16 protein-coding genes are annotated in these 17,883 nt (G+C 33.6%); 5 read left to right on the top strand and 11 right to left on the bottom strand.

The features are described from left to right. Positions 1-198 precede the first annotated feature (198 nt). Positions 199-813: a response regulator transcription factor gene (locus AC3WRL_RS03955; protein WP_214832567.1), complete on the top strand. Its 615-nt coding sequence runs from the start codon at positions 199-201 to the stop codon at positions 811-813. Positions 814-883: 70 nt separating this feature from the next. Here the strand turns inward: AC3WRL_RS03955 and AC3WRL_RS03950 are convergent, their stop codons facing one another. The 4 genes from AC3WRL_RS03950 to ppk1 all read right to left on the bottom strand — a co-directional run bounded on the left by AC3WRL_RS03950 (position 884) and on the right by ppk1 (position 8,182). Continuing rightward, positions 884-3,925 carry a choice-of-anchor I family protein gene (locus AC3WRL_RS03950; RefSeq protein WP_492329780.1) on the bottom strand — a complete coding sequence of 1,014 codons (3,042 nt, stop codon included), beginning with the start codon at positions 3,923-3,925 and terminating at the stop codon, positions 884-886. Positions 3,926-4,199: 274 nt separating this feature from the next. Continuing rightward, complete coding sequence (locus tag AC3WRL_RS03945; protein WP_492329779.1) at positions 4,200-4,859, bottom strand: NAD-dependent epimerase/dehydratase family protein; 660 nt, start codon at positions 4,857-4,859, stop codon at positions 4,200-4,202. Positions 4,860-5,228: 369 nt separating this feature from the next. Beyond that, positions 5,229-6,113 (bottom strand): Ppx/GppA phosphatase family protein, encoded by an 885-nt coding sequence (locus AC3WRL_RS03940; protein WP_214832562.1) that lies wholly within the window; start codon positions 6,111-6,113, stop codon positions 5,229-5,231. Continuing rightward, complete coding sequence (ppk1, locus tag AC3WRL_RS03935; protein ID WP_214832560.1) at positions 6,110-8,182, bottom strand: polyphosphate kinase 1; 2,073 nt, start codon at positions 8,180-8,182, stop codon at positions 6,110-6,112. The genes AC3WRL_RS03940 and ppk1 overlap by 4 nt, the downstream gene beginning before the upstream one ends. 622 nt (positions 8,183-8,804) lie before the next feature. Here ppk1 and dnaK point away from each other — a divergent pair. Further along, positions 8,805-10,700 carry a molecular chaperone DnaK gene (gene dnaK, locus AC3WRL_RS03930; protein WP_214832558.1) on the top strand — a complete coding sequence of 632 codons (1,896 nt, stop codon included), beginning with the start codon at positions 8,805-8,807 and terminating at the stop codon, positions 10,698-10,700. 261 nt (positions 10,701-10,961) lie between these two features. Here the strand turns inward: dnaK and AC3WRL_RS03925 are convergent, their stop codons facing one another. After that, positions 10,962-11,858 (bottom strand): winged helix-turn-helix domain-containing protein, encoded by an 897-nt coding sequence (locus AC3WRL_RS03925; protein WP_261511189.1) that lies wholly within the window; start codon positions 11,856-11,858, stop codon positions 10,962-10,964. A gap of 148 nt (positions 11,859-12,006) precedes the next feature. Between AC3WRL_RS03925 and AC3WRL_RS03920 the strand changes: the two genes are divergently transcribed. Then, positions 12,007-12,537, top strand: coding sequence for a hypothetical protein (locus AC3WRL_RS03920; RefSeq protein WP_261511190.1), 531 nt, complete (start codon positions 12,007-12,009; stop codon positions 12,535-12,537). Between the two features lie 183 nt (positions 12,538-12,720). On the opposite strand, the gene AC3WRL_RS03915 is transcribed toward AC3WRL_RS03920, so the two are convergent. The 3 genes from AC3WRL_RS03915 to AC3WRL_RS03905 form a co-directional block, all read right to left on the bottom strand. Further along, complete coding sequence (locus AC3WRL_RS03915) at positions 12,721-13,074, bottom strand: cupin domain-containing protein (protein WP_214832502.1); 354 nt, start codon at positions 13,072-13,074, stop codon at positions 12,721-12,723. Positions 13,075-13,090: 16 nt separating this feature from the next. After that, entirely contained in the window at positions 13,091-13,516 is a 426-nt protein-coding gene (locus AC3WRL_RS03910; protein WP_492329778.1) for a DoxX protein, read from the bottom strand. Between the two features lie 92 nt (positions 13,517-13,608). Then, positions 13,609-14,397, bottom strand: coding sequence for a helix-turn-helix domain-containing protein (locus AC3WRL_RS03905; RefSeq protein WP_492329777.1), 789 nt, complete (start codon positions 14,395-14,397; stop codon positions 13,609-13,611). Positions 14,398-14,886: 489 nt separating this feature from the next. Between AC3WRL_RS03905 and AC3WRL_RS03900 the strand changes: the two genes are divergently transcribed. Then, positions 14,887-15,993 carry a heparan-alpha-glucosaminide N-acetyltransferase domain-containing protein gene (locus tag AC3WRL_RS03900; RefSeq protein WP_492329776.1) on the top strand — a complete coding sequence of 369 codons (1,107 nt, stop codon included), beginning with the start codon at positions 14,887-14,889 and terminating at the stop codon, positions 15,991-15,993. Positions 15,994-16,097: 104 nt separating this feature from the next. Continuing rightward, complete coding sequence (locus tag AC3WRL_RS03895) at positions 16,098-16,619, top strand: thioredoxin family protein (protein WP_492329775.1); 522 nt, start codon at positions 16,098-16,100, stop codon at positions 16,617-16,619. 65 nt (positions 16,620-16,684) lie between these two features. Here AC3WRL_RS03895 and AC3WRL_RS03890 read toward each other — a convergent pair whose 3' ends face one another. From AC3WRL_RS03890 to AC3WRL_RS03880, 3 genes are all read right to left on the bottom strand, one after another. Beyond that, entirely contained in the window at positions 16,685-17,083 is a 399-nt protein-coding gene (locus AC3WRL_RS03890; protein ID WP_492329774.1) for a DUF7674 family protein, read from the bottom strand. A 53-nt stretch (positions 17,084-17,136) separates the two neighbouring features. Further along, positions 17,137-17,268, bottom strand: coding sequence for a hypothetical protein (locus tag AC3WRL_RS03885; RefSeq protein ID WP_261511196.1), 132 nt, complete (start codon positions 17,266-17,268; stop codon positions 17,137-17,139). 134 nt (positions 17,269-17,402) lie between these two features. After that, positions 17,403-17,759, bottom strand: coding sequence for a DUF7674 family protein (locus tag AC3WRL_RS03880; RefSeq protein ID WP_214832489.1), 357 nt, complete (start codon positions 17,757-17,759; stop codon positions 17,403-17,405). Positions 17,760-17,883: the final 124 nt, after the last annotated feature.

The following is a 17,883-nucleotide window of genomic DNA, read 5'->3' as shown; positions in this document are numbered from 1 at the left end:
AGGATATAGGTTTCTTCGAAACAAATAGATGGTAGTAAAAATTATATGTAAAACCTTATTATAAAGAAATTTCTTTGAAAAAAGATAGTATCGGCCTACATGTTGTATTGCATTTCGTGCTAAAAATCGGAAGAGGAAATGCTTTCCAAAAGAATAAGAAAAATTCCTTTTGGAAGTTATGATCAAAAACTTAGAACTATGAAAAAAATACTCATTGCGGATGACCATTATATTGTGAGAACGGGTACTGCGCTGCTTTTAGAATCAAAACTTCAATATCCCTGTGTAATAGATTTTGCCGAAAATTATACAGAAACCAAAGAAAAAGTTTCTAAAAAAAAATATGATCTGGTAATCCTTGATACCGATATGCCTGATAGCATTTATAAGGCAATGGTAAAAGAGCTTAAAAAGAAAAAGGATGATCTTAAAATCATGATATTTTCCATCTATGATGAAAGTGTAGGTATTCAGTATATTGAAGAAGGAGCAGAAGGGTTCCTTAATAAAGGGGCTTCAGAATCTGAAATACTGAGAGGGATTACCGCTATATTTGAAGAAGGGTATTATTATCCTTCAAAAATGGTGAATAAGCTTTTAAACCACTCCAAAGATAGTCGTACTGTAGAAAAGCTTTCTAAAAGAGAGTTTCAGATATTTAAACTTTTAGCAGAAGGAAATGGAAATATAGAAATAGCTAATATTCTGGATCTTAAAATGTCTACGATCAGTACCTACAAAAAGAAAATTTTTGATAAACTAAAGGTTAAAAATGTTGTTGATCTCGTTCGTATTTACGATGATATGCATTAAATAATTTAAGCCTATAACAAAAGAGCTTCAGACATTGTCCGAAGCTCTTTGCTCAACTAAATAATATATTCTACTTTACAATTAATCTCTTAATTGTACCATCTGAAGTTTTAACCAGATATACTCCTGTAGAAAGTCTGGAAGTATCAATTGTTAAAGCATTTTTTTCTTTTCCAATTAGCTTTCCTGACATATCATACAATTCATAATCCTGGGCTCTGTTAAAATACAAAGTATTTCCTTTTGCAACTGGATTAGGGAAAATATTGAAAGTTGCTTTTTCAGCCTTTATTTCCCCTGTTCCTAATGTCGGCGACTGTGCCACTTCATACATTGATAGGGTACCACTGATCTCATTGGCGATCACTACATATCCTTTTCCTGTTGTTGTATTTTGAGGAGCTATATAAATAATGCCTTCCGGACCATTATCACCTCCATAAGCGGATGTAGAACGAGAGTTCTTGTAGTCAGTAAATGTTACGTTATTAGGATCCGTAATATTGTAAACCATGACACCTCCTGTTCTTTCCAAAGTGATGAAAGCAAAAGTCTGCCCGTTGATAGTTCCTAAAGCGACGCCCTCGGGTTCAGGACCCTTTGCGCGGCTCCTGTTTTTAGCACCGTTTGCTTCATTATCAGCATTGAAAATTAATGGATGATTGGCAGCAATATACCTTTCAAATCGGTCACCACTATCATAGGCAATCTGTTTTGTGTCGGCATTAAAGATAGAGAATGAACGAGCTCCCATTGCATTGATTTCCTCATATTCAGCATCTCCGTCTGTATTTCCATTTACCGATGTTACTCTGAATCTACCTAAGTTATGGGAAGCTTTTAATACAGATGAATTAGGGAAAACTGCCGCATCCAAAGCATAGCCATTAGCTCCTACTGTAGTTCTTTCACTAAACCCAGAAAGGTCTTTTTCATCACCTTCATTAGCCGTTACAATGTAATTGGTACCACCCACTTTGTAGTTTTGTACTGCATCCGGAGTATAGAACGTTTTTACCGGCCAGTTGGCAATTAATACTTCACCATTATTATCTGAAGCATCGAATCCGTTGCCAGGTAAGCTCATATCTTTTTTACCCAGACCCCAAATGCTTGTTATGGTTTTTGTCGCAAGATTTACCTCAGCGATAGCATTATTCTCCTGAAGAGTAACCCATGCTTTTTGACTGTCTGAGCTTACAGTAACATATTCAGGCTCTAAATCCTGAGCTAGTGTACTCGTAGATTTTACTTTTCTAAGACCTGTTGCTATAAGAGCAGCTTCTTGAGAATTAAAATTGGTGAAATTAAGCGTAGTAACATTCGTTTGGGTAACATTATTAACTCCGCCAGAAATATCAATAATACTTATAGAACCTTCCGGATCTACAGTATAAGCATCATTAGGTTCTCCTTCATTTGCTGTGATTACTTTTGTACCATCCGGAGTGAACGTGATCATATCAGGCAAGGCACCTACGGTTACCTGCTTAAGGAAGTTTCCATTGATATCAAAGAAAATTACAGAACCGTTTTGTTGTGGATTAGCATTAGGAGAGGAAACAGCTAAAATCCCATTTTTTACAGCGATACTTGTAATTCCTCCGTAAGGAGCCATATTTACTGTTTTAGTAACTACTGGTGTGATTGGATTAGTAAAATCAATGATATCAAAAACATCTGTTAAGGAACTGATCGTAAATAATCTCTGCGTGGCAGGATCATGAACAACAATTTCTGTAGAACTATTGTTATTACCTGAAGGATCAAAACTTCCGATATAGTTCAGCTGAATCTGATTAGAAGGAACCGGAGCAGCTTTGTCATTGTCTACAATATATATTGTTGCCGAATTATCTCCCGTTATGGTTGCCCCTACAGAGTTCTCAAGACTTACGACAAAGTATTCAGCCTGTTGCTCTTCCAGTGTATCATCAATAATTGGAATATTCACCGTATAACTGGTTGTTGACGGTGTGATATTGATGGTCTGATTGCTTAATGTAAAATCATTGCTTCCCGCTGTACTGAAAGGAGCTGGTTTTACCACAAGATTTACAGTAGAATTTGAAGGATTGTTGATGTTGATCTTAAAGCTTAAGCTACCCGCATTCTCATTGACTTTTACAAAGTTTTTATCTAAAGAAATACTTGTACCTGCAGTGGTGAAAACGGTTGAAGTTGATGTGGTCACTGCATTATCACTTAAGTCTTCAACAGTATTAGGTTTTAATGCTAAATAATAAGTGTGATTTGGAAGTAAACCTGCAGTTGGGATCACCGTGATCTTATTATTACTGAACGTTGTTGTAAAAGGAACTTGTGTTCCTGAAGCACTTCCCAGACGGAATTCAACAAGATTTTGTGCATTAATATCGTTGACTGTGGAATTATCGATCAATCTTATATTTTCATTAAAAGAGATACTTGGGTTAACAGTTGTGGAAGCATTATTGGTATTGTTTGCCGGAAGATATGCTACAGAGGGTGGAGTAGTGTCTGCACCACCTGCAGCCGTTGCATCAACAGTAAAGTTATCAAAACGGTTGTTACCTACATTTCCTCCCGCTCCTGTTGAAAATTCAACTTTTAATTTGAAATTTGGATTATTGGCAACTCCAGCGATACTTGAAAAATCAAAACTAATCAGCTGTGGATTTCCATCTTGTGGATTCACGGTTTGATAGGGTGTAAAAGTAGTCCCGTCAAGTGAATAGAACCAGGATTGTGCCCCTGCTCCTGAACCTGATCTTCTCGTTGTAAATTTTACAACCACGTTATTGTATCCTGTTGTTGGTAAAGAAAATTGAAGTCCACCACCAATTGGATTATTAAATCTTAAATGGGTTCCGGCAGGATCATTATTTCGGGTATTTAAATTATCGACATTGAAATTTTGTCCGGTTCCACCCGCAAAATCAATAATACTTGTTCCACCTGCAATGGCAACGAGGGAAGAACCATTTATTAAAGAAGAAGTGGGAGCGGTAATGGAAGTTTCTGAAGTATTGTTATTGAAATTCCAATAATGGATCAATGATTGTCCAAAAATACTGCCTTGAAATAAAACAGCGATAGGAAGGAAACCTCTTAAAAGGTAGTTATTTGTCATTTTTACTTTAAATTTTGATTAATGCAAAAATGGACTTTATCCTTTGTAAATATTTTAATGGAATCTTAAGAAATGATTAATAATGTGTAATAATATAAATTTTGTTCATACTTAATCAGATTCTAAAGCTATTTGTGGTTCTTTCCTTTTTGTATCCAATGTTTTTCTGCTGATACTTTTTCTAATGGATGTTTCTGAGTATATAAAAACCCTGAAATTGCAGTTAAAACAAGTAATATAAAAATAACAAGGATTATTCTTTTTAGCATTTCTCTCATATTGCAAGTTTTTTAATGTCTCTGATTTCTAAAACTGATGTCGGATATCCCTTCTTAACAACATTGATCATAGCTTTTCCTACCTCATGCAATGTTAAAGATTTCGAAGGTAATAGAATAGGAAAGAGCCAGATAAAAGGTTTAAAAAACCACTTTACGTTCACTTGCCCATCTACAGGTTTCATAAAGCCTGGACGGAAATTATAAGATCCTTTGAAACCTAATTTTTTCAAAGAGTTTTCAGTTCTCCCTTTTACTCTTGCCCACATAGTCTTTCCACTTTCCGTACTATCAGTGTGTGAACCGGAAACATAATTAAAAACCATATCTGGATTTTGATCCAATACAGCCTTGGCAAAATGAAGGGTCGTTTCGTAAGTTATTTTAGTGTAATCTTCTTCGTTCATTCCTATACTGCTGATCCCAGCGCAGAAAAAACAGGCATCATAACCTTTCAGGTTTTCATCATTTGAATTGATGCTCAAAAAATCAGAAATAATATACTCTTTTAATTTAGCATGTTTTTTTCCTGAAGGTTTTCTGCTGACACTTAAAACTTCTGAAACAGAAGGGTTTTCAAGGCATTCCATTAGAACACCTTCTCCTACCATTCCTGTAGCTCCTGTGATGATTATTTTGATTGGATTTGAACTCATGTTATTTCGATTATACTTTTATAACGATTGGGCACTTAAATTTACTTTAAAAAAAATTAAATTCTTAAAATATTTTTAAACACTTTCGTTTGTTTTAGCTGTGCCTAAAAGGTAAGTGTCTTGTATACCTACAATTTATGCAGTTTTTATTGAAAGCGAATATTTTAAACATATTGTCATTTTAAGTAAATTTTAATAAAAAAGCATGGAAAAAACGTGGTAATAAAGTTTGCTTGAGGTCAATTTGTTTTCTACGGTATAACCAAATAACTATGCTAAGAATAAAAATTTATGAAAATGAGTTAAGAAAATAAAAAAACCAGTTGCAATGACAACTGGTTTTACGATATGCTTACAAATTAAATGTAATTATTTTTTCTCATGTAACTGACTGTAAATATTGTGAATAAGACCATCAGCAACAGAGATTTTTGGAACAAAGATCCTGTTGATATCAGACCACAACATTACATTATTGAAAATCTTTAAAGCATGAACTAAAACGTCCGCTCTATCCTCCCTCAAATTATGTTTTGTCATTCTTTCATCCACACTCAATTCATCAAACTCTTTATGTACTTTCTTCAAATGCGATAAAGTCATGGGTTTTCCGTCCTTTGTTTTGCTCATAGAGAAAACCTTATTAATGTTTCCTCCTGATCCAATTGCAACGATTGGTTTTTTGCTTATAATATTTTTCTTTACCTCCTGCTTCATTTCATACCAATTGTCGGCAGTTACGAAATTATTCAGAAGACGTATTGTTCCGATATTGAAAGATTTTTCATAAACCATTTTATCATTCTCATAAAAGGTAAGCTCTGTAGAACCTCCGCCAACATCAATATATAAATATGCAAAATCTTTATCTAAACCTTCTGCAACATGATTTTCATAAATTAATGTAGCTTCCTCATCTCCAGAAATAATTTCAATATTAATTCCAGAAGTTTCCTTTACCTGCTGAATGATTTCCTGTCCGTTTTTAGCATCACGCATAGCACTGGTAGCACAAGCTCTATAATGATCTACCTTATAGATCTTCATCAAATCACTGAAAATTCTCATTGAGTCAATGACCATTTTCTCCCTTTCCTTACCAATTTCTCCATGAGTAAACACATCCATTCCTAATCTCAGAGGAATTCTCAGAAGATTAAGCTTTATAAATTCGGGGTGTTTATTGGTGATTTTTACTTCATTAATTAAAAGTCTCGCTGCATTACTTCCTATATCTATCGCTGCAATCTTCATTTGATATTTGTTTTAGCTTTTAAATATTTATATGTTTCAATTTGAGAACGACATTCCTGTTTGTCATTTCTCACATATTCATTGCCTAGCCTTTTATCTAAAATTCTAGCTTTTACATTGTCTCTTAGCTGTATATCAAGAATGTCTTTCAGCTCCTTTTTCAGATCTTTGTCTGTGATTTTAGCTGCAGCCTCAATCCTGTAATCAAGATTTCTTGTCATCCAGTCTGCGGAAGAAATATACATATCTTCAACGCCTTTATTATAAAAGTACATCACTCTTGCGTGTTCCAGGTATTCATCAACAATACTTATACCCTTTATTTTTTCTTTAAATTCTTTTTGGTTAACAACGCAGTAGATTCCTCTTACAATTGTTTTTACCGTAACCCCCGCCAGTGCAGCATCATAAAGTTTTGTAATTAAAGCACGATCACTTACTGAATTTGCCTTAATGATAATTTCAGCTTTTCTTCCGGCTCGGGCTTCATCGATTTCCTTGTCGATATGATGTACAATCTTTTCACGCATGAACTGTGGACAAACAACAAGATTTTTGCACGTTTTCAAAACAGAGATATAATCTTCCTTAGGCTTTTTAAGAACATTAAAGACTTTATTGATATCTGCCATAACGCCTCTGTCTGCCGTCATCAAGAGATGGTCACCATAAATTCTTGCTGTTTTTTCATTAAAATTACCGGTACTTATAAAGCCATATTGAATCGTTTTATTATGAGCCCTCTTTTTAATGACACAAAGCTTTGCATGAACTTTTTTATCAGGAATTCCTACCAAAACATTTATGCCTTCAGGTTCCAGCATTTCTTTCCATTCAAGATTCGATTCTTCATCAAACCTTGCCTGAAGTTCAAGCATGACTGTTACTTCTTTGCCATTTCTTGCTGCGTAAATCAGTGCATTGATTATTTTCGAACTGCTGGCTAAACGATAGGCAGTGATCTGTATCGATTTTACATCAGGATCCATTGCCGCTTCACGAAGAAGATCGATAACTGGATTATATTTATGATAAGGGAAACTGAGAAGTACATCTTTTTTTAATATAACATCCGTTACTCTTTCGCCATGTTCAAAAGCCTGGTGTGTAAAAGAAGTTCTTTCCAAAGGTCTTGTGTAAGTTGCAAAAACATCAGGGAAATCCATGAAATGTTTGAAATTATGAATTTTTCCTCCGGGAATGATACTGTCTTTTTTTGTCAGGTTAAGTTTGCGGATAAGCAATTCCAATAATGCCTTATCCATATCTTTATCAAAAACGAATCTTGTAGGTTTTCCTTTTCTACGGTTTTTTAGACCTTTTTCTATTTTTTCAGCGAAGTTGGTTTTGATATCATTATCCAAATCCATTTCTGCATCTTTTGTTACTTTAAAGGCATTGGCAGCGAATTCATCATAACCGAAGTATGAAAAAATATGTGGTAAATTAAAGGTAATTACATCTTCTAGAAGCATTACATTTTTTTCCTCAGGATCTTCTGTTGGCAGAAGAACAAATCTTCCCACAAAACGGGAAGGGATTTCTATAATGGCATAATTACTCTGATACTGCCAGTCTTTTTTTCTCATGGCAACCCCAAGATAGAGACTTTTATCTCTTAAGTAAGGCATTGATGTATTTTCGTGAAGAAGGATAGGAATTACATTGGATTCTACCACTTCATCAAAGTATTTTCTGACAAACTCTTTTTGTAAAACAGTTAGGTTTCTTGCGTTTTTAATCGAAACCTTATGATCAGCCATTTCACCCTGGATCTTTTTCCAGGTTTTATCGAAATTCTGCTGTTGACTTATTACAATTTCATTGATTCGCTGTAAGATCTTGGAAGGTGGCTGATAGAAAGATTCAGCGATTACCTTTTCTTTAAAATCCATGGCGCGCTTTAATCCGGCAACACGTACTCTGAAAAATTCATCTAAATTATTGGAGAAAATTCCCAGAAAACGTATTCTTAAATGCAATGGTACATTCTCGTCCATTGCTTCCTGTAAAACCCTTTCGTTAAAAGCCAGCCAGGTAATATCCCTCGGATTAAAGTGTATTGACATATTTATATAAAAAATTTATCAAAAATAAGGATTAAAACATATTTAATGTTGATAAACAAGATTAAACTTTGATTAATAATTTTGAATGGGAACATCCACATGACCATCACTAATAAGAGATCGAATTATTTTGTTCCAGTATGAGTCACCTACCCATAATCAGTGTGCAAGGACAATACTGACTTTCTTCACTAATATATGTTTTTTTAAGATTCGGTCATCTATTTATTATTGATTTTTCAAGTTAAATTTACTTGTTGCCTTTAACCCTAACTATACAAATTACACATCGACTAATTCGATATGATATTTTATACCATGTAAAGATGTATTATTTTATTTTTCTCAGATCTGTTTATGAAAATCTTCATTCTTAGTTTTTAGTGAATGGTAAATTAAACATGAAGGTTTGTCATAAAGAATGATAAAAAGATTCAAAGATGAATTATTTTATAATCCACTGAAAAATAATGAAATATTTTGAATTGATGGCTTCATGAAACCTTGGGTAAATCAAGTCTTTTTACTTATTATGTCAATTTGTCATATAAATTTGAATGGTACGAATATTGAGAAATGTAGAGTGTAAATCAAATTAAAAATTAGAAAAAATAAAAATATTATGAGTAAAATAATTGGAATTGACTTAGGAACGACCAACTCTTGTGTTGCTGTAATGGAGGGTAAAGACCCTGTTGTTATTCCTAATGCAGAAGGTAAAAGAACGACTCCTTCTATTGTAGCATTTACAGAAGATGGTGAAAGAAAAGTAGGAGATCCTGCAAAAAGACAGGCTGTAACGAATCCAAAAAAGACAGTATATTCTATCAAAAGATTTATTGGAACTCATTTTAAAGATGATGCAAGTGAAATTTCAAGAGTACCTTATGAAGTTGTAAAAGGTCCGAATGACACTGTAAAAGTTAAAATTGACGATAGAGAATATACACCGCAGGAAATTTCTGCAATGACACTTCAGAAAATGAAGAAGACTGCTGAAGATTATCTTGGACAAGAAGTAACAAGAGCAGTAATTACTGTACCTGCTTATTTTAATGATGCACAAAGACAAGCTACTAAAGAAGCTGGAGAAATCGCAGGTCTTAAAGTAGAAAGAATTATCAACGAACCTACGGCTGCAGCGTTAGCGTATGGTATGGATAAAAATCACAAAGATCAGAAAATTGCTGTTTATGACCTTGGTGGTGGTACTTTCGACGTTTCTATCCTTGATTTAGGAGACGGTGTATTTGAAGTATTATCTACTAATGGAGATACACACCTAGGTGGTGATGACTTTGATGATGTTATTATCAATTGGATGGCAGATGAATTTAAAGCTGAAGAAGGAGTAGATTTAAAATCTGATGCTATTGCATTACAAAGATTGAAAGAAGCTGCTGAAAAAGCTAAGATTGAATTATCTTCTTCTCCACAAACTGAAATCAACTTACCCTATATTACGGCTACAGCTACAGGTCCTAAACACTTAGTGAAGACTTTAACAAAAGCTAAATTTGAGCAGTTATCTGCTGACTTGGTAAGAAGATCTATGGAGCCTTGTAAAAAAGCATTAGCTGATGCAGGTTTATCTATTTCTGAGATCGACGAAGTGATCTTGGTTGGTGGTTCTACAAGAATCCCTATTATCCAGGAAGAAGTTGAGAAATTCTTCGGTAAAAAACCATCTAAAGGAGTTAACCCGGATGAGGTTGTAGCGATCGGTGCAGCAATCCAAGGGGGAGTTTTAACAGGAGATGTAAAAGATGTATTACTTCTTGATGTTACACCACTTTCTTTAGGTATTGAAACAATGGGTTCTGTATTTACTAAATTAATTGAAGCGAATACAACAATCCCAACTAAAAAGTCTGAAACATTCTCTACTGCTTCTGATAATCAACCAGCAGTAAGCATTAGAGTAGGACAAGGGGAAAGACCTATGTTCAACGATAACAAAGAGATCGGTAGATTCGACTTGGCAGACATTCCACCAGCACCAAGAGGAGTTCCTCAAATTGAAGTAACTTTCGATATTGATGCGAATGGTATTCTTAGCGTTTCTGCTAAAGATAAAGGAACTGGTAAAGAACAAACGATCAAAATTCAGGCATCTTCAGGTCTTTCTGATGAAGAAATCGAAAGAATGAAAAAAGAAGCTCAGGAAAACTCTGCAGCAGATGCTAAGAAAAAAGAAGAAGTTGAAATCTTCAATAAAGCAGACGGATTAATCTTCCAGACTGAAAAACAATTGAAAGAGTTTGGTGATAAATTATCTGCTGATAAAAGAGCAGCTGTAGAATCTGCAGCAGCTGAATTGAAAACAGCATTCGAATCTAAAAATTCTGATGATACAAAAGCTAAAACAGAAGCTTTAGATGCAGCTTGGATGGCAGCTTCAGAAGAAATGTATGCAGCAGGACAGCAAGCTCAAGGAGCTGATGCAGGTGCTCAAAATCCTGGTGGAAACGCAGGAAGTGAAGATGTGCAGGATGCAGACTTCGAAGAAGTAAAATAATTATTGATTAATATTAATCAATAAAACATATAAAACCGCTATGGACAAAGGTCCATAGCGGTTTTTATTTTTTTAATAACTATTGTTTATTTGTTTTATATTTCGTTTTTAATTATTTATACCAGAACTTAAGTTGTGATAAAGTGAAACTTAAGTAAATTTTTATTATAATAGGATTAAAAAAAGTGTCCCATTTATGATGCACAGTTTATACCTAAAACTGTCACCTCGGTTTATTGTACCGAACAATGCGGTAAGTTCTTAAGCGTTAATTTCAAGCTTATATCCTTTTCCGCGTATAACAACAATTTTGATATTCGGATCAAATTCCAGTTTTTTTCTAAGTTTTGAAATAAACATATCCAGACTACGCCCCACAATAACACCTTCATCTTCCCATATCTCTTTTTGCAACCTGCTTCTCTCTATAGTTTCGTTAGGAGATAATGCGAAAATAAGTAACAGACGTGCTTCAGTTCCGGTCAATTCTATTGTATTTCCATTTATTATAAGCTTACGGTTCTTCGCATCGAACAACACTGAGCCCAAAGTGAACATATCTGTATGCTGATTTTCAGGTAAAGTTTTCCGGGGCTGAGCATATCTGAAAATAATAAAACCAACAAATGCTAAAAATGACAGGCCACCCAGAAGATACCCATTTTTCACTATGTTTATTCCTGTGGGTTTGAATTTAATTTTGATCATATAGCAGGCAACGGGTTGCTTTCTTCCTCTACACGGTACAACATCATCTCGTTTATTTTTAGATATAGCATATCCATAGGCTACGCTGGAGTTGTCACAGTTAAGTACATTTACAATATAATCACTTGTGAGCGGATCTTTGGCTAACAAACGTTGAGTCGTATTAACTAAGGAGTCCGGTTGAAAAGTAATTTTATTCTCAAAGCTGATCAGATATTCATTTTTCGCAATTTTTTTCACAGGGAGTACTCTTGATATACTATCACCCGACTGTAGAAGTATTTCATGTCCGATTCTGCGGAGCAAAACTTCCCTTCTGGCAAAGTCAAAGTCGTCACTATTCTCACTGCTGAAATCCGCATATACATAGATTACACAAATAAATGAGAGAAGTATTAATCCGAACAGGTATTTGCGTTTTCCTGAAAGGAGATTTCTGCTATTAAACATAGTGTCAAGTTTTTTTTTTACAAAGTTTACATTTTTATTTACAATTTTAAGTTCACAGGCAGAAAAACATTAAAGTAATTTTATCGCATAAACTTTAAAAGAAGATAAAGCGATGTTATTAATTAAACCTACAAAAAACATGAAAAAAATGATTTATGTGCTGAGCTTGCTGCTGATTGTGGTAAGTGGATTGGTATTTGCTAATCGTGAAATTAAAAATGAAACTTCTAAAAAATCAATCCCAAAGACTCTCTCTTCTGCTGAAAGGAAAGCTGCATTGAAACAGTGGGAGGCTACTCCTGCTGGTATAATGTATAAAAAATGGGAAGTGTCTCCCGCAGGTAAAAAAGTGCGGGACGCTGAAGCTAAAATATGGAAGAACATTAAAGATTATACCAATATGGATGGAGTTGTAACCTCACTTTCTCTTCCGCCAGGTTCAAGATTAGGTTTTGGGGTGATGGTCAGAATTAATGGTGACGATTACATTGTAAAATTTGAGCCGGAAAAGTCTCAACTAAAACAATTGCATAGTCTGAAAGTTAACGACAAAATAATTGTAAGAAGCCATAACATATTGCATGCACCCAAGTATTCATACCCAATAGTATCTGGCGAATATGTAGAACGGGATAGTAAGATAATTTTTCAACGTATCCCCCGCAAAGGAGGCTGTTAAGTAAAATAAATTATGATATACATCTGCATGAGAAGCAAGAAAAAACAACGAACCAATATTGTTCTATAATGATGCTTAGAAAAAGGTTTTGTGTGTAATAATATATAGGTAATTCTTTACACTTGATTATACAACCGGAGTAAAACATTGTTTTACCCCGGTTTTTTTATTGAAATAAATACTTTAAAGAATCTCTACTTCTTCTGGTATCATGAAAAAAAGTATACAACCATTCTCTGATTTCACGGAATGTTTAAAATTTGATGGAGTATATAAATAATCCCCTTTTTCCAAATGTGCTCCTGCAATAACAGCATCTCCTTCCATTACAAATAATTCTTCTCCAGCTGGATGATTATGATAGGGATAACTCGCACCTGGCTCAAATTTTAAAAGTATGGTTGTAGACCGGTTTTTTTCAGGATCAAATTTTAAAGACTTTACAAATATGCCTTCGTAGTGAATTCCTTTTTCAATTAATGGCTGCCACTCTGTTTGTTCTGTTTTTACGATGTAATCGTGGATGTTTGTGTTCATGATATTAAAATTTAAATTATTTTATTGTGTTTAAAAACTCTTCTAAAGTCCATTTGTAACGTGAGAAAGTACTTAGCAAAAATGCTCCCGCGCTGAATGCAAAAACTGAATAATCCAAAGGCTCTTTACAACCAAAAGAAATAGACATGGCTAATGCAAATAATAAAGTGAGAATAGAAGCGGATAAAGCAGTTTTACTGATTTGATAGCCAACAAGAAGAAAAATACCAATCGATAATTCAGCAATAGTTGACAATAAAGCAATACCTGGTGCAAATGTCTGTGGTAAAAAGGAATTGGTTTCAGCGGTATAACTGACGAAATTTTTCCAACCCGAAGAATAGCTACCCCAAAAACCAAGCCTGCTTGCAACAGCTGATAAAAAACCTGTCGCTAATGTTATTCTTAACAGGAAAACGGCTATATCTTGTTTAGTCTTCATACTTAAAAATCTTAGTTGATTAATTACAAGTACAAAGTTCGGTGATAGCCGTAGCCTAAAGAATAGACAATTCTGGGAAAAGCATATAATATTTAGTTTTTTACCGACTTCTGATAATCTTTTGGAGATAGGGAAGTGTGTTTTTTAAAGAAGTTGGAAAAGTAAAAGGGGTCATTGAACCCAAGCTGGTAGGCGATTTCTTTTACAGTTAACTTTTCGTAAAGTAATAATCTTTTAGCCTCAGAAATGATAAGGCTGTAAATAACATTCTGTGCTGTTTTGTTAGTATGCAGTTTTGAAACTTCATTCAATTTAGCTTCTGTAGTTCCTAGGAGATCTGCAAAATGAGATACCTGATAGTTTTCTGCAAAATGATTACGTACGCTTTCCAGAAATTTTAAAAATAAAGCGTCAGGCTTCCAGATCTCATCACCATTTGCTATTTTACTGCGGTTGATCTCAATAAGTAATAATTCAACCAGTGAATGTGTTGAAATTAAATACTGATAGGGTTTCTCACTTATTTCATTCTCAATTAGATTCAATGTTTCAGTGAAAAATACGGGTTGACGGACACTTATCTTTTCATTCATTCCAAAATGACAGAATAAACCGTTGTGAAAAATGAGTTCAATATCGCTGTCATTTTTACTAAAGAAATCAAGAGTAAACTCAAGTGCTGTCACTTCTCCTTCAACAGCTCTCAATTGATGAAACTGCCCTGAAGTGATGGTTACTGTTTCTCCAGCCGTAAGATTAAAGATATTTTCATCAATCAAGATTTCAGCAGATCCACTCTTGCACCAGAATAAGGTGTATCTGATCACCCGTCTTGGTTCAGAATGGCTTATTTGATTTGAATATTTTTTTATTTCAATCATGTTTGATGAGCATTAGAATTGAGTTTATGTTCAACCAGAAATGAATCTATGTTCTTATGAATCGTTGTATTCTTTTGAATCTAAATTACAAAAAAAGTGAATGTAAAAACAGGGTCGAAAGATTAGGTTTCTTTTTAACTGATATTCCATTGAAAGGGCAGTTAGCGGTATCCAAGTGATTTTCATATCCAGGCTAATGGTATTTAATTCTGGAAAATCACCAAAATATTATGAAAATTTATTACCAAAATAAAATATTTACTTTTTATTTATATATTTGTTTTTATTTATTCTAAATAAAATATAATTAATTTAGGATGTGAAAAGTATTGGAGAACCCAGCAAAATAAGGAATTAGAGAAAGGTTGATTATTCTGCTAAAAAAATAATAGTAACGAGATAACAGAAATTTAATACAAAAAGGACTTTCGATAGCTTCAAATAGTTCATGTATGATAGAATTTGAAGCCTTTTAAAAACTAAAAAATTATGAAACAAAATAAAAGAATTCTGGCACTGGATTTAATAAAGGGAATGAGTGTTATAGGAATGGTCATTATTCACACCTTACTCATATTTGCGAATGTGAAATCGCAATCAGAAACAGCTATCGGTAGTTTTATTGTCTTTCTGGGCAGAGGTACTTCTATTTTTCTGATTTGTATGGGGGTAACATTTATGACGTCCAGTCATCAAAGTCTTAAAAGTTCAATAAAGCGAGGTGGTTTACTTTTACTGGCAGCTCTTTTCATGAATTTTATGAAATTTATGATTCCTGTAATTTTTGGTTTTGCACCGGATAATTTTATTCAAAAGTATGGATGGCATGCCCCAATAGAGCAGCAATATGTGTATTTGGTCTTGCTAGGTGATATTTTACAATTAGCGGGAATGTCTTTACTATTTGTTGGCTTTATAAGAAAATATGTTAAAAATAAATTTGGCATTCTAGCTATAGGATTGTTAGTAGCGTTGGTATCCAGAGAAGTTAGTGGAATTAATATTGACGTTCCGGGAATTAATTATGTTTTAGATCTTCTTTTTAATAATGACTTTCCTGCTTATGTCTATTTCCCTGTTTTTCCGTGGATGTCCTTTATTATCATTGGGATGTTTTTTGGTAAGTGGTTTCAGGAGTTAAATTATGACAGTAAGAAATTATTTAAAAACATGGTGTATGTGGGACTTGTGTTTGCAGCATTTGGAGCACCATTAGTTTTTGTGTATGGAGACTATAATTACAATGGCTTTTATCATATGGGGCCTGGAGGTGTTATTTATTTTGCAGGATGGACTTTGATCTTTCTTTGGGTTATTTTTAGGATGACTTCCAATGCTAAAGAAAATGCATTCATGAGAATTTTAAAATATTGTAGTAAAAATCTGACATCAATGTATATGATACAATGGATACTAATTTCTTGGGGTAAAGGTATTTTCGGATATAGACAACATGGAATTGGATTCGTATTACTCCTTATACTATTTTATTTGATTCTTACATTTTCAGTTCAGATCCTGTTAGATATCTTAAGGAAGAAAGAACCGTTAATTATTTTTCGACGAATCGCAACAGATGAAACTGTCCTGAAGTAGTTATTACGATTTGATTAATCTTCGTAAAAGATATTTTTGTCAATCAGAATTTTCAAAAGAAAAAATTAAGTACATTCGTTTAGTTAAATTTTTAAAAGACAAAAATGAAGTATTCTAAAATTATTTTGGTTGTTACCTTATTGTTATTTCAGATAGGTTTTGCACAGGAAAAAGCAGATGTAGTATTAAATAAAGCGCTTAGTGAAGCAAAAAAAGAAAATAAAAATGTCCTTTTAGTGTTTCATGCTTCATGGTGCCAATGGTGTAAGCTAATGGAGAAAAATATGAACCTGCCGGAAACAAAACCACTATTTGATAAAAACTATGTTACCGCTTATCTTGATGTTCAGGAAAGAGGAGAAAAGAAAGTGCTTGAAAATCCGGGTGGGGAGGAAATGATGAGCAGGTATAAGGGAAAAGATGCAGGACTTCCTTTTTGGTTGATCTTAGATCCTAAAGGCGAGGTTCTGGCAGATTCTTTTAATGATAAAGGCGAAAATCTAGGATCTCCGGCAACACCAGAAGAGGTTGACGTTTTTTTAGCTAAACTGGAAAAAACAACAAAGCTCAGTAAAGAGGAACTTGCTACTATTCAAAAGGTTTTTGTGAAGAAAAAAGCTCAATAGGAAAAAGAGATTAAGATAAAAAATACCCCCAGGATCTATTGATTCGGGGGTATTTTTATTTAAAATTATCTTTTACCAAAAAATATTTGATCCTTTTTTTGTTGCTCCAGATAGATCTCCTGGAAATTGACAGGCATGTACTGGAAAATGGCATTCCAATGCTGTATCTTAGTATGTTTCTTAAAACTTTCAAAAGATCTTACGAAAAGATTTTCGATAATATCTTTTACATATGAATCTGCATTTCTATAGATCCCTTCCATCAGTTTGATGTGATGGCCGATAATATTGATTTTGGACTCTCGTAAAAGGTTTTTTAAGTAGTTTACAGTTGATTGGATAATACCTGCAAAATTATTTTGCACCGATAACTGTGTAATTTCACTTCTAAGAGTGGGATAGAAAAATTTTAAATACTCTACAGCGGTCTCTTCATTAATAGTTTGCATTGGCTCGTTCATCATAAATAATATTTTATTTTTCAAACACTTTTACTGCCGCTAAAAGTGTACCAAACTTATAAGCAGGCAGCAAAAATAAATACTCCGATGATCAGTGCAATGTGAGTAGCTAGGATTTCAATATTGTGTCTGGAATTCGACTCTTTCCATTGTTTCCAGTCAAATTGTTTTCTGATTTTTGTCTTCATAATCGTAATAATTTTGTAATGAAATCGTTGAAAAATGTAATAAAAAAAAGTAGTGTCAGTTTTTTGAGGAATCTATTTTTAGAAAAATCTCTGTAATGTGACAAAATGATTATTTCTTCTTACAATTACTGCCATTATATACCATGTGTATAAATCTGTTTGGAATAAATTCTCTGAAGATCCTTGGACATATGACTAAAGATAGCTTTTCGGTATTCTTCACTGCAGAAAGTTGTTACATTGTCCAATGAATAGATAAAAGTGCATTCTATGGCATTTTTAAGTACTGCATCTCCGTTTTTATAGATCGTACCCATCTTTTTTAGACTTTTAAATAAAAGAGGTCTTTCATTTTGACGAATCATTCTTTTGATGTGATCTGTAAAAGTATTCATCATACTATAAGAACTCTGCGTTTTAGTTTCATCCAATTCATACTGTATGCTAGGAATTACTTCTGTAATTTCCTGAACGGCTTGTAAATAATTCATATTAATAATGATTTTGTTCTAAAAATTTTATAAATCCTCCAAAAATAAAAATCACTAAGAATGCTATAAGCAACAGATGATAGGGCTTCATCCATTTTGGAGTTTTTGGCCCTGTGCTTTTTAA

This window comes from Chryseobacterium sp. FW101-FHT12H09 (assembly GCF_058790395.1).
The sequence above is the reverse complement of the archived record's forward strand: the minus strand, read 5'-3'. Positions and strand labels throughout refer to the sequence as shown.

Bases quoted from the DNA above. Each gene is read 5' to 3' on its own strand.
- AC3WRL_RS03955 (WP_214832567.1), top strand. From the start codon at position 199: ATGAAAAAAATACTCATTGCGGATGACCATTATATTGTGAGAACGGGT.
- AC3WRL_RS03950 (WP_492329780.1), bottom strand. From the start codon at position 3,925: ATGACAAATAACTACCTTTTAAGAGGTTTCCTTCCTATCGCTGTTTTA.
- AC3WRL_RS03945 (WP_492329779.1), bottom strand. From the start codon at position 4,859: ATGAGTTCAAATCCAATCAAAATAATCATCACAGGAGCTACAGGAATG.
- AC3WRL_RS03940 (WP_214832562.1), bottom strand. From the start codon at position 6,113: ATGAAGATTGCAGCGATAGATATAGGAAGTAATGCAGCGAGACTTTTA.
- ppk1 (WP_214832560.1), bottom strand. From the start codon at position 8,182: ATGTCAATACACTTTAATCCGAGGGATATTACCTGGCTGGCTTTTAAC.
- dnaK (WP_214832558.1), top strand. From the start codon at position 8,805: ATGAGTAAAATAATTGGAATTGACTTAGGAACGACCAACTCTTGTGTT.
- AC3WRL_RS03925 (WP_261511189.1), bottom strand. From the start codon at position 11,858: ATGTTTAATAGCAGAAATCTCCTTTCAGGAAAACGCAAATACCTGTTC.
- AC3WRL_RS03920 (WP_261511190.1), top strand. From the start codon at position 12,007: ATGATTTATGTGCTGAGCTTGCTGCTGATTGTGGTAAGTGGATTGGTA.
- AC3WRL_RS03915 (WP_214832502.1), bottom strand. From the start codon at position 13,074: ATGAACACAAACATCCACGATTACATCGTAAAAACAGAACAAACAGAG.
- AC3WRL_RS03910 (WP_492329778.1), bottom strand. From the start codon at position 13,516: ATGAAGACTAAACAAGATATAGCCGTTTTCCTGTTAAGAATAACATTA.
- AC3WRL_RS03905 (WP_492329777.1), bottom strand. From the start codon at position 14,397: ATGATTGAAATAAAAAAATATTCAAATCAAATAAGCCATTCTGAACCA.
- AC3WRL_RS03900 (WP_492329776.1), top strand. From the start codon at position 14,887: ATGAAACAAAATAAAAGAATTCTGGCACTGGATTTAATAAAGGGAATG.
- AC3WRL_RS03895 (WP_492329775.1), top strand. From the start codon at position 16,098: ATGAAGTATTCTAAAATTATTTTGGTTGTTACCTTATTGTTATTTCAG.
- AC3WRL_RS03890 (WP_492329774.1), bottom strand. From the start codon at position 17,083: ATGATGAACGAGCCAATGCAAACTATTAATGAAGAGACCGCTGTAGAG.
- AC3WRL_RS03885 (WP_261511196.1), bottom strand. From the start codon at position 17,268: ATGAAGACAAAAATCAGAAAACAATTTGACTGGAAACAATGGAAAGAG.
- AC3WRL_RS03880 (WP_214832489.1), bottom strand. From the start codon at position 17,759: ATGAATTATTTACAAGCCGTTCAGGAAATTACAGAAGTAATTCCTAGC.